Source organism: Pseudofrancisella aestuarii, assembly GCF_003574475.2.
In the GTDB taxonomy this organism is placed as follows: Bacteria; Pseudomonadota; Gammaproteobacteria; order Francisellales; family Francisellaceae; genus Francisella; species Francisella aestuarii.
The window spans coordinates 109738-121397 of record NZ_QLIS02000003.1; the positions used below are offsets into that span (position 1 = coordinate 109738).

Sequence of the window (11660 nt, forward strand, 5' to 3'; positions counted from 1 at the left end):
TTTATTTCCATATATACTTTTTCTAGTATAAAGTATTAAAGATAGTTTTAGAAATCCTAATGTTTAATGATTAAGTATTTTTTCACACCCAATAATAACGTAATGACAATATAACTCATTGCTGAAAGACTAATAATAAGAAAAAGTCTTAAAAATCTTTCTAATAATGTCATATGAAACCATGCATCTATATTTAAGTTAAAGCTAAACAAAACCAATATCATTACGCCAATACTAATAAAAATCTTTAAAAAGTAACTTTTAGAAAAGAATAAACCCATAAAATTAGTAAAGCTAAATCTAGACAACACAATCATTTGCATCAAAAGGTTTAATAACGCTACGAAAGATGTGATAACTGCCAAAATAAGAAAAGCATAGATATAGTCTGATAAAAAATATACAATCAGAGCATCTAATACAATATTAACTAACAAACAAAATACACTTATTCGGAATACTATATTGGTTTGACTACTAATATACAACGCAGATGTAATGATTCTAATAACGACAAAACAAAATAAAGAAATAGCATAGCCCATTAAAGCCATTTGAGTAAAGTAAACATCTTGCTCATTAAACTTTCCATAATTAAATAATGTCACAACAATTGGTTTGGATAAAATTACCAGTCCCACAAGAGCTGGAACTGTAATATAGATAGCAAAATTAAGAACCTTTGAGAAAATAATCCTAAAACTAGAATAATCATTTTTATATTGAAGTAAATATGGAATAACTACCGTAGCTATCGCCGTACCAAAAACTCCATAAATAAATTGATTAACTCTATCTGCATAATAAAGCCATGCCAAACTTCCTGATACTAAAAATGAGGCAAAAAAAGTTTCAACCAATGAATTTATAGACAAGATTGAAGCTCCTATGAAGGCTGCAGGAAACTTTCTAAAAAAAACTATAACTCTAAAATCTTTTATGAAAAACATAGATTTATTAAGCTCTATTCTTCCCATAAGCTTGTAAAGCGCAACTGTAGCCATAGCTAATTGAAAAATTCCCGCTATTAAAACTGAATAAGCTACCACATATATTGGAGTATCAAAGCCTGGAGCGAGTACAACTCCCACAATCATTGAAATATTTAAAATTAAAGGGATTATAGATGCTATTACATAATTTTTATGACTATTTAGAACAGCAGATATTAATGCTACAAGAAATATAAATAAAATATATGGAATCATAATTATGAACAGTGTAGAACATAACTCTAAAACTTGATAATCATCAACAATCCCCGTAGCAAAAATACTTACCCAAATATTGGAAAAAAAGATACAACATAAAATAATAAAAAAAATAACTATCGAAATAAATAACAAAATACTCGCAACAAATTGTTTCTGTTGATTACTAACTCTTCCCTTAATATATGGATTTAATATTTGTGTTATAGCCCCTGATGAAGCTACTTTTCTCATAAACTCTGGAATTCTAAAAGCTATTAAGAAAGACTGCATTGCTATACTAGTTCCAAAAAAACTAGCTAACAACATATCTCTAATAAAACCCAGGATCTTAGACAGAAGAAGAAAAAATGAAACAATTAGACTATTTGAGAAAAATTTTTTCATTCAAAAAACTATCTTTCAATATAATCTTTAAAATAAGTAAGCGCTTTTTTATAAACATCTTGTTTAAAATAAACAACATGATTTATAGGATACCAATAACTCACCCAACGCCAATTATCAAATTCAGGTGTTTCATTAGCTTCAAGGTCAATATTTTGATCGGAACTTTTCAACTTTAATAAAAACCATTTTTGTTTTTGTCCAATACAACAAGGTTTATTTTTTCTAACTAAAGACTCTGGAATATCATAAACAAACCAATCTCTTGTTGATGCTACAACCTCAACATCATGAGGTCGCAAACCTACCTCCTCGTAAAGTTCCCTATACATAGCTTGCAAAGGAGTTTCATTTGGATTAACTCCTCCCTGAGGAAACTGCCAAGAAGTCCGGTTCTTTCTTTGTCCCCAAAATAACCTATTACGGCTATTAAGCAACACTATTGCTACATTTGCTCTGTAACCGTCTTTATCTATCATGTATTTATAAATATAAATATAAAAGCCTAATCTTTATTCTAAACTAAAAAAAAAAAGTTTTATATTAATTAAACAGAAAAATATTAAAGAAAAATTTACATTTTTAAACCAAGCTCTCTTAGTCTTTCATCTAGAAAAATTTCAGCTTTTGGGTATTTATCAGATAAATAAACTTCTGCCTTTGGATGGATAAAACATGGAGTTGATAACCTATCAACATTTTTTGTTTCACCATCTGGTTTAACAACCCTATGTTTTGTTGCTATGTATTCTCCATTTGTCATCTCTTGAAGCATATCACCTATATTAATAATTATAGACTCACTGTCACAAGGAACATCATACCACTCATTAGTAACTGGAGATAACACTTGCAAACCAGGAGAAGAAGCAATCGGCAGTAAAGTAATCAAATTAATATCTTCATGAGCAGCTGCTCTTACCGCTCCAGGTTCCTCATCACCTTTCATTGCTGGATAATGCAAAACTCTTAATAATGTTCCTGATCTTGATACAGTATCTTTCAACCTTTGAGGAAGCCTCTTAGCCACTTCTGGATCCATATAATCATCTATCCATTCCAGTAAAGTTTCTCCTAACTGCATCATTTGATCGAACATTTTTCTAGCAGCATCACTAACCTCTTCAGGATACCTACCCCATGGAAAATATAAATGATAAAAATGTTTTATATCTTTAACATTTTCACCTTTAGCTACTTCAGAGACATCTTTTGGGAAATACCCATCCTGTTTTTCTCTATCAAATAAATACTTATTAGCCTTTCCCGACTTAAAAAAGGCTTCCCATTCCTTATAAACAGTTTGTACAAGTTTCCAATCAACAGGATGAGTCTTCAAAACAGCAAAACCCGTTTCTTTCAATGACTTGGTAAAATCTGATGGCGCATTATCGGCATAATAATCAACACTAAGAATATTCATACACTCTCCACTTAAAATAAACTTTTCGTATAAATTATATCAACAATACTCCTAAGCTTGTATAAAATTATACTAACCTCGTGGATGATGTTTTTGATAAACCCGTTGCAATCTATTCTGAGAAATATGAGTATATATAGTGGTTGTAGAAACACTACTATGTCCCAAAAGCATTTGAACAGACCTCAGATCAGCTCCATTATTTAATAAGTGAGTTGCAAAAGCATGCCTTAAAGTATGTGGAGAAATTTCAGAACTTATACCCGCTAATAAAGTATAGCTCTTAATCCTATGCCAAAAAGACTGTCTTGTTATTCTTTTAAAATGCTTACTTAAAAATAAAGCCCTTTCTTTTAAAGATTGTAATAACAATGGCCTTACTTCGCTTATGTACTTTTGTAGATACTCTAAAGCATACTCTCCCATAGGGACAATTCTTTCTTTAGAGCCTTTTCCTAAAACTCTAACAAGACCGATATTCATATCAATATCATCAATATTTAGACCTACTAATTCACTAACCCTTAGACCTGTAGCATACATTAACTCTAACATAGCCCTATCTCTAACTCCGACATCTTCTTTTAGATCTGGAGCTTCTAGAAGTTTTTCAACATCTATCTCCGTCATATCTTTAGGTAAGCTCTTTTGTAACTTTGGTAATTGTAGTTTTATAGCAGGGTTCTCAGAAATATATTTATTTTTATACAACCATCCATAGAATTTTCTAAAAGTAGAAATCATTCTAGCATTTGATCTACTACTATAATTATTACCAGCCCTATATGAAATAAATTCATAAAGATGATCAAAATCTAAAGATGAAATATTTTTTTCAGAATAATATTTTTGAAGAAAACTAAGATCAGTACGATAGGAAGAAATAGTGTTTTTGCTCAACCCAGCTTCTAGCCATAGATTATCTAAAAAAACATCTACCAAGCCAGATACACTATCCATTAATATAAGTTATTATACTTTTTCCTTAATTCTCGCAGCCTTACCTGTACGACCTCTCATATAATAAAGCTTAGCTCTACGAACTTTTGCTTTTTTCTCAATTGTGATGCTATCAATAAGAGGACTATGAGTCTGGAAAGTTCTCTCAACACCAACATCTGAAGACATTTTTCTTACAGTAAATGCTGAGTGTAAGCCTCTATTTCTTTTTCTTAAAACAAAGCCTTTGAAAGCCTGTACTCTTTGCTTATCACCTTCTCTAATCCATAGATTAACTGTGATAGTATCACCAGGGTTAAACTCTGGTAAGTCTGTTCTTATTTGAGATTTTTCTACTAATTCAATAAATTTATTTTTCATTTTTTACTCCTTTTGTGCATACCATATCTTTATATTTTTTTTCTAAAAATTCTCTATCTTCTTTAGATAGGCATTGGCACTCTAATAAATCATATCGACGCTCATAAGTTCTTATCAACTTCTGATTTCGTCTCCATTTTTCTATATTTGCATGATTCCCTGACAATAATACTTCAGGAACTGCTTTCCTATTAGGAAGCACAGCTGGCTTTGTATAATGTGGGTAATCCAAAAGTCCATCATAAAAAGAATCCTCTAAAAACGAATTCTTATTACCTAAAACTCCTGGTCGTAATCTTATTATACTATCCATAATAACCATAGCAGGAAGCTCACCACCACTTAAAACAAAATTGCCAATAGAGATTTCCTCATCAACATAATCTTCGATTAAGCGTTCATCAACTCCTTCATATCTACCACATAGCAATATTAATGAATCGTTTTGAGAAAGCTCAAGAGCCTTAGCATGATCAAAAACATCACCCTGTGGCGACAAGTATACTACTTTTGTATTAGAACCTAAAGATTTTTTTGCTTCTAATATAGCTCTCTCTAGCGGCTCATATTTCATCACCATACCAGCACCACCACCGAAGCTAGTATCATCAACAGTAGAATACTTATCTTTAGTAAAATCTCTAGGGTTATAACATTTTAACTCAACTTGCGACTCTTTAACCGCTCTAGAAGTTATGCCAAAGTTAGTTAAAGCTTGAAAGATTTCTGGAAATATTGATATAGCAGCAAACTTCATATAAATAAATTAATAATCATATTCCCAATCAACTATTATTTTTTTATTTTCTAAATCAACATCCAAAATATAGTTATTAATGTATGGAATCAAATATTCATCTTCTGATTTTTTACAAATAAGAACATCATTATAGCCAGTCTCCATTATATCAATAACAGAACCAAAACTATCCTTACTCTTATTATAAACCTTCATACCTATAAGATCAGTCCAGTAAGTTTCATCTTCCTTTAACTTTGGTAAAGCTTCTCTTGGAACGCCTATAAGAGCATTAGTAAATTTCTTAGCATCATTTATATCATCAATGCCTGCCAATTTTATATAGATTTTATTTCCTCTTCTAAAAACATGCTCACCTTGTAACTCATCCCAAGACATATCATTTTGAAAATTCAAATACCATTTACCATAAGACAAAATAGCTTCTATATCATTAGCGAATGGATAAAGCCTAAGCTCTCCACCTAGTCCATAAGTAGAGCCAATCCGAGCTATTTCAACGAAATTTTTAGACATTTAGAAATTAAGAGATTTTAAAGAAAATTTAATTAAGCTGCTTTCTTAGCTTCTTTCACAAGAGAAGAAACTCTATCTGAAAGTTGCGCTCCATTAGAAACCCAGTGATTAACCCTATCTAAATCAAGCTTCAATCTTTCTTCGCCACCTTTAGCTAAAGGATTGAAAAAACCGAGTCTTTCAATAAATTTACCGTCTCTAGGACTTCTTTTATCAGCTACTACGATTTTATAAAAAGGACGCTTCTTAGCACCACCGCGAGCCATACGAATTACTACCATAATCTTCTCCAATTAATATATTTAAATTTTTTAATATTTTATATATAAAGTCTTTAAATAAACAAGACTCATAAAAATAATAGCAATACTTTAAATGCTATAACTAAAAAAGTCAAGTGTTGACTATAGTTTGTAATTAGTTATAATACTCACTTAGTCGCCATATTTAACAAACAACTTGCTTGCGACGGAAAATAAAAAGCTAAAGCGTTTCTCTTAAAGTTTGATCATTACTTTCTTAGGGACCTTTTGCAAAAAACTAGAAGGGAACAAAACATATGTCAAAAAATTATTTATTTACTTCAGAATCTGTTTCAGAGGGCCACCCAGACAAACTTGCTGACCAAATATCTGATGCCATTCTTGATGAGATATTAAAACAAGATAAAAATGCCAGAGTCGCATGTGAAACTCTAGTAAAAACAGGAATGGCTCTAGTAGCCGGTGAAATCTCAACTAATGCATGGATTGATATTGAAGAGCTTGTAAGAAAAGTTATTACTGAAACTGGGTATGATGATGCCAACAAAGGTATAGATGGAAGAACTTGCTCTGTAATAAATGCTATAGGAAAGCAATCTTCTGACATTGCACAAGGAGTAGATAGAGGGTCTCTTGAAGATTTAGGAGCAGGAGATCAAGGCTTAATGTTTGGTTTTGCCACAAATGAAACTCCAACGCTTATGCCATCTGCTATATATTACTCACATCTATTAATGAGAAAACAAGCTGAACTAAGAAAGTCTAAAAAGTTAAGCTGGTTGCGTCCAGATGCTAAAGCACAAGTCACATTAGCATATGAGAATGACAAGCCTAAATTTATAGATACAATTGTACTATCCACGCAGCATGATGAAACAATCTCTCAAAAAGATTTACATGATGCAGTGATCGATGAAATAGTGAAAACTACTATTCCAAAGGATCTAATTACAAAAGATACAAAATATCATATTAATCCTACTGGCGTATTTTTAATAGGTGGACCACAAGGTGACTGCGGTCTTACTGGTAGAAAGATTATAGTAGACACTTATGGTGGAGCTGCTCACCATGGTGGTGGTGCTTTCTCAGGAAAAGATCCATCTAAAGTAGACCGCTCAGGTGCCTATATGGGCAGATATATTGCCAAAAACATTGTAGCAGCTGAATTAGCGGATAAATGTGAAGTTCAAGTTGCTTATGCTATTGGTGTAGCGAAACCAGTTTCTCTTATGGTAAATACTTTTGGCACAGGCAAAATTTCTGATTCCGCTATAGAAAAATTAGTTAATGAAGCATTTGACCTAAGAGTTGGCAAAATTATTGAAAATCTAGACTTACTAAGACCAATCTATAGAAAAACTTCTAACTATGGACATTTTGGCCGCGAACTACCAGAGTTTAGCTGGGAAAAGATTGATAAAGCAGATACCCTTTTAGAACTATATAAATAACCCTCTATTAATTAAATGGATATACAATAGGTATTAGCAAAATACATGTTGCTATATATACAATAGATACAGGCACACCTACTACAATAAAATCTCTCCAACGGTAAGAAGTAGCATTAAAAACCATAAGATTTGTCTGATAACCATACGGAGTTAAAAAGCTTGCAGAAGCAGCAAATGCTATGCCTATTATTATAGGAAAAGAATCTATTCCCACCCCTTGAGCTAAATTAGATGCGACTGGAAACATTATGGCTACAGCCGCATTATTTGTAATTAGCTCAGTAAGAAGCATAGTAAGTATAAAAATACCCGCAAATATTACATATGGCTCTAAATTCTGTAAATAATCTGCTGAAAAATTTACTATCACTTTAGCAAGTCCAGTATTTTCCATACTAGAGGCTATACAAAGTGAAGAGGTAACTATCATCCAAATCCTTATTGGAAGAGAATTTCGTATTTCTGAAAGTGATAAACATCCTGTTATTAAAAGTAAGGCCAGCAATAGAAAAGAAGTATTAAACAAAGATTCTCCTGTAATAACGGCATACCCCACCATTAAAACAAACCCAATAACTGTCAACTTCTCACGCCACCCTGACAATATATTATGGAGCTCTACATCTTCGTCTATAAGATAAAAGTTTTTCCCAAATTTTTTATTATTAGAAATTGATTTTCTAGTTGCTAAAATCAACATATCGCCAGCCTTCACTTTTACATCATTTAACTCACTTTCAAGAGAATTCTCAGCTTTTTTAATTCCAACCACAGTCGCATAAAAATTTTTAGGAAAATTAATAGTTTTAATAGATTTTCCTCGAAGAAGTGATGTCTCCTTAACTATAACTTCTATCAATTCAACATTATCAAATCCTTTAGACATAGCATGCAACGTTAAGTCTTTAATCTGAGATAAAATACTTATTTTTGAAATATCTCCAACAAATATTAGTTTATCTTCACTTTTTAAGACTGTAGTAGCTCTAATTTGAGCTATTCTTTTACCATCTTTCCTAATTATAGTTTTTAAAGTTAATCCATCCAGATGCCTAATACCTGCTCCACTAACACTTAAACCTTCTAGCTTTGATCCGGCTTGCAACTCTACTTCAATAAAATAACCTTTATCTTTAGTATTATCGGATTTTATTTTAGGAAGAAATAAGCTTGTAAAATATAAAACCAAACATCCTAATAGCGCAACAACTAATCCTATTGGAGTAAATGTGAAAAAATTAAAACCCTCATGTCCTTCACTTATATACATACTATTAACAATTAAATTAGTCGAAGTTCCTATTAATGTTAGAGTTCCTCCCATAATAGTGGCAAACGACATAGGTAATAATAGCCTTGAAGGAAAATAAAGCTTAGTCGATTTAATAGCATTAATAAGTACAGCTGATACCGCCGTATTATTTAATATGGCTGAAGATATCGCAGATATACCTATTATTCTTATTAAAGTTTTACGTTCATTTTTTCCAAAAAGCAGTCTTTTAAGTTTCTGCAAAATACTAGTTTTTGCTAAAGCCACTGCGATTAGCATCAAAAATACTAACGTAGCAAGCCCAGGATTAGAAGCATTCATTATTAAATTATCCTTACTATACCAACCAAGCAGATAGCATACCAACATAGTAATGGAAAAAATTAATACCGTTTTCTCTTGATACTTAACTAAGAAAGCTAGCATAGCAATAAGCACTATAAATAATGCAACTTGACTGTATAACATTATATAAAATGAGAGATAATACGTTTATTTTACTATAACAGAATAAACTTATTAAAACATAGAAAATTTAAAGGTAGTTTAGAAGAATTAAGATGCTGTACTAGCTTGATAGCTTTTTTTAGACTCAACAAACTCAACTTTTAGATCTTTATATTTTGACTTAATTACTTTCACATCAGCTTTAGACAATACTTTTTCTTTCTTTGCCTTCAAATACTCTTGCTTAGCATTATACATACTCTTCATATTTGAAACAAAAGCAGCATATTTTTCTTCAATTGCAGAATGCTTAATTTTATTTGTCGATTCTAAAGCCTGTTCTAATTTAACTTTAGCTTTAGCAATCTCTATTAAATGTTTTGGCGTAGTTTTAAGATCTGTACACCAACCTAATTTAGCACAACCTGCAATAAGCCATTTAGATGGATCAAAGTCAAAGAATCTAATACCATTTCTATAGTCTCCAGCAAAAGCATGATGATAATTATGGTACCCTTCCCCACCAGTAACAAGAGCTGTTACAAAACTATCTCTAGCTGTATTTTTTGTTGAATAAGGTCTTCTGCCTAACATGTGAGCTAACGAGTTTATACAGAAAGTTGCATGATGTACCAAAACAACTCTTAGAAAACCTCCTAATAAAACACAAGCAATAACTCTACCTGTAAACAAGCCATATAATGCTGGCAAGCCAAAACAAGCTAGCATACCTAAAACTGTATAGTATTTATTTTGAAATACTAAAGCTTTATCTTTCATCAAATCATTAATACCACGGATTTCTTGTACATCTGGGGTATTATATTTCAAAAGCCACCCAAAATGAGAATACCAAAACCCTCTAGTTGCTGCATACGGGTCTTTTATAGGATCATCAACATCTTTATGATGTTTTCTATGATCTGAAGCCCATTGCAATACACTATTTTGTAAAGCAGCTGTTCCAAAAATTAATAATATGTAACTAATAACCTTATTAGCTTTATATGCTTTATGAGACCATAATCTATGATACCCCATAGTTATACTCAATCCTGTTAAAGCATAAAATATAGCTAAACAGATAAAGTCAGATGTTTGGAAACCATAAAAATATGCATATAACGGCACAGCCACTAGCGTAAAAGCAGGTATAACTATTAAGCCGAAAAAGCTTTTCCAAACGATAGAACCTTCTTTTTCGAAGGTTGTTGTTAAATTTTTATTCATGAAAACCCTTTTTTATTGTAAAGATTAAATTTTATTCTGTCTAATTAGACACCTTAAGCATAGCATAAAACATCGCTAGATAATAGCTTAGATTTTATACCTTGGAAAAACCTCTATATCTAATCTCTCAATTTCATCTCTATGGCAGTATCTATATCCACCAGCTAAAGCTATCATTGCACCATTATCAGTACAATATTTTAATGGTGGAAAAAATATTTGAAAATTATAATCTTTTGCCATCTTATTTAAACTTTCTCGCAAGTAAATATTAGCACTAACACCACCTGAAACAACAAGACGTCTAAAACCAGCCTGCCCCAAAGCTTTTTCACATTTATGCACTATTACATCAATAGCGGCTTCTTGAAAAGCATAACAAAGATTTGCTTTATTTTCTTCAGTCTTTAATTTTTCATTTTGCCAAGCATTTAATACTGCCGTTTTTAGTCCACTAAAACTAAAATTCAAATCAGAACTATTTTTCATTGGCCTTGGTAGTATATATCTTTTTTTATCTATCGCTAACTCAGCAAATCTCGCTACTTCAACTCCACCAGGATATGACATTCCCAAAAGTTTAGCAGTCTTATCAAAAGCTTCTCCTATTGCATCATCTATAGATTCTCCTAACAATCTATATTCAGCAAACTTACTTACCTCAAACAATTGCGTATGACCACCTGAAACCAATAAAGCTAAATATGGATACTGAATATCGCTATCTTCATCTAATAGAGGAGATAACAAATGTCCTTCTAAATGATGAATTGGAACTGTAGGGATGTCATAGATAAAACCAACACTTTTTGCAAAAGTGGCTCCAACCATTAAAGCTCCCACAAGTCCTGGTGCAAAAGTGTAAGCAATACAGTCAATATCTTTCAAAGAAAGTTTAGCTTTTGATAAAACATCTTTAGTTAAAGAATATAGTTTCGCTATATGTTCTCGTGACGCAAGCTCCGGAACAACTCCTCCATAATCTTGATGCAACTTTATTTGACTATATAAAGAGTCTGATAGAAGCTTTCCATTAGCAGAATCATAAATAGCTATTCCAGTTTCATCACAAGAACTTTCTATACCTAAAATTAGCATAATTATTTCTTCGCTGCACCGCCATTTGTTTTAGTTATTTGTATAAATTTAGTTATAAAAGATCCAAATACTAATCCTATAACAAACGCTATTGTCATTAGCATGATTAAAGGCACATCTTTAACTGTTCCAAAAATATAATCAAAGTCTACTTTATCTGTGTTTAATATAGATAAAATAACAATAATAATAATAGTTGCACCAAAAAATAATTGCCAAAATAATTTAGTTATCATATTAAACATTTACCATAAAAATTAATAAATAAAAGTTAG

The 11660-nt window shown here is 31.4% G+C and carries 13 protein-coding genes; 1 reads left to right on the forward strand and 12 read right to left on the reverse strand.

Translation table 11 applies throughout. The features are described from left to right. Positions 1–56: 56 nt before the first annotated feature. The 8 genes from murJ to rpsP form a co-directional block, all read right to left on the reverse strand. Positions 57–1598, reverse strand: a complete 1542-nt coding sequence (gene murJ / locus DNK87_RS07440) for a murein biosynthesis integral membrane protein MurJ (RefSeq protein WP_119330949.1) — start codon at positions 1596–1598, stop codon at positions 57–59. Positions 1599–1606: 8 nt separating this feature from the next. Then, entirely contained in the window at positions 1607–2077 is a 471-nt protein-coding gene (locus DNK87_RS07445) for an RNA pyrophosphohydrolase (protein ID WP_119330950.1), read from the reverse strand. A gap of 95 nt (positions 2078–2172) precedes the next feature. Then, positions 2173–3021 (reverse strand): 2OG-Fe(II) oxygenase family protein, encoded by an 849-nt coding sequence (locus DNK87_RS07450; protein WP_119330951.1) that lies wholly within the window; start codon positions 3019–3021, stop codon positions 2173–2175. Positions 3022–3093: 72 nt separating this feature from the next. Next, the gene (gene xerD / locus DNK87_RS07455; protein ID WP_119330952.1) at positions 3094–3981 is read right to left on the reverse strand and encodes a site-specific tyrosine recombinase XerD; all 888 of its coding nucleotides are present in this window, start codon (positions 3979–3981) and stop codon (positions 3094–3096) included. 12 nt (positions 3982–3993) lie between these two features. After that, on the reverse strand, positions 3994–4341 hold the full coding sequence (gene rplS / locus DNK87_RS07460) for a 50S ribosomal protein L19 (RefSeq protein ID WP_071663646.1): 348 nt from the start codon (positions 4339–4341) through the stop codon (positions 3994–3996). Beyond that, entirely contained in the window at positions 4331–5098 is a 768-nt protein-coding gene (gene trmD, locus DNK87_RS07465; protein WP_119330953.1) for a tRNA (guanosine(37)-N1)-methyltransferase TrmD, read from the reverse strand. The genes rplS and trmD overlap by 11 nt, the downstream gene beginning before the upstream one ends. Positions 5099–5107: 9 nt before the next feature. Next, positions 5108–5617, reverse strand: a complete 510-nt coding sequence (rimM, locus tag DNK87_RS07470; RefSeq protein ID WP_119330954.1) for a ribosome maturation factor RimM — start codon at positions 5615–5617, stop codon at positions 5108–5110. 32 nt (positions 5618–5649) lie between these two features. Next, positions 5650–5898, reverse strand: coding sequence for a 30S ribosomal protein S16 (rpsP, locus tag DNK87_RS07475; RefSeq protein ID WP_071663643.1), 249 nt, complete (start codon positions 5896–5898; stop codon positions 5650–5652). A 278-nt stretch (positions 5899–6176) separates the two neighbouring features. On the opposite strand from rpsP, the gene metK reads away from it, so the two are divergent. After that, a complete protein-coding gene (gene metK, locus DNK87_RS07480) occupies positions 6177–7334 on the forward strand; it encodes a methionine adenosyltransferase (RefSeq protein ID WP_119330955.1) in 1158 nt (385 codons plus the stop codon). A gap of 7 nt (positions 7335–7341) precedes the next feature. On the opposite strand, the gene DNK87_RS07485 is transcribed toward metK, so the two are convergent. The 4 genes from DNK87_RS07485 to DNK87_RS07500 form a co-directional block, all read right to left on the reverse strand. Next, entirely contained in the window at positions 7342–9078 is a 1737-nt protein-coding gene (locus DNK87_RS07485; protein WP_119330956.1) for an SLC13 family permease, read from the reverse strand. Between the two features lie 87 nt (positions 9079–9165). Next, positions 9166–10287: a fatty acid desaturase gene (locus tag DNK87_RS07490; protein ID WP_119330957.1), complete on the reverse strand. Its 1122-nt coding sequence runs from the start codon at positions 10285–10287 to the stop codon at positions 9166–9168. Between the two features lie 87 nt (positions 10288–10374). Beyond that, positions 10375–11385 carry a tRNA (adenosine(37)-N6)-threonylcarbamoyltransferase complex transferase subunit TsaD gene (tsaD, locus tag DNK87_RS07495; protein WP_119330958.1) on the reverse strand — a complete coding sequence of 337 codons (1011 nt, stop codon included), beginning with the start codon at positions 11383–11385 and terminating at the stop codon, positions 10375–10377. A gap of 2 nt (positions 11386–11387) precedes the next feature. Continuing rightward, positions 11388–11630: a LapA family protein gene (locus DNK87_RS07500; RefSeq protein WP_119330959.1), complete on the reverse strand. Its 243-nt coding sequence runs from the start codon at positions 11628–11630 to the stop codon at positions 11388–11390. Positions 11631–11660: the final 30 nt, after the last annotated feature.

Coding starts and splice junctions, on each gene's coding strand:
- murJ (WP_119330949.1), bottom strand. CDS start 1,598: ATGAAAAAATTTTTCTCAAATAGTCTAATTGTTTCATTTTTTCTTCTT.
- DNK87_RS07445 (WP_119330950.1), bottom strand. CDS start 2,077: ATGATAGATAAAGACGGTTACAGAGCAAATGTAGCAATAGTGTTGCTT.
- DNK87_RS07450 (WP_119330951.1), bottom strand. CDS start 3,021: ATGAATATTCTTAGTGTTGATTATTATGCCGATAATGCGCCATCAGAT.
- xerD (WP_119330952.1), bottom strand. CDS start 3,981: ATGGATAGTGTATCTGGCTTGGTAGATGTTTTTTTAGATAATCTATGG.
- rplS (WP_071663646.1), bottom strand. CDS start 4,341: ATGAAAAATAAATTTATTGAATTAGTAGAAAAATCTCAAATAAGAACA.
- trmD (WP_119330953.1), bottom strand. CDS start 5,098: ATGAAGTTTGCTGCTATATCAATATTTCCAGAAATCTTTCAAGCTTTA.
- rimM (WP_119330954.1), bottom strand. CDS start 5,617: ATGTCTAAAAATTTCGTTGAAATAGCTCGGATTGGCTCTACTTATGGA.
- rpsP (WP_071663643.1), bottom strand. CDS start 5,898: ATGGTAGTAATTCGTATGGCTCGCGGTGGTGCTAAGAAGCGTCCTTTT.
- metK (WP_119330955.1), top strand. CDS start 6,177: ATGTCAAAAAATTATTTATTTACTTCAGAATCTGTTTCAGAGGGCCAC.
- DNK87_RS07485 (WP_119330956.1), bottom strand. CDS start 9,078: ATGTTATACAGTCAAGTTGCATTATTTATAGTGCTTATTGCTATGCTA.
- DNK87_RS07490 (WP_119330957.1), bottom strand. CDS start 10,287: ATGAATAAAAATTTAACAACAACCTTCGAAAAAGAAGGTTCTATCGTT.
- tsaD (WP_119330958.1), bottom strand. CDS start 11,385: ATGCTAATTTTAGGTATAGAAAGTTCTTGTGATGAAACTGGAATAGCT.
- DNK87_RS07500 (WP_119330959.1), bottom strand. CDS start 11,630: ATGTTTAATATGATAACTAAATTATTTTGGCAATTATTTTTTGGTGCA.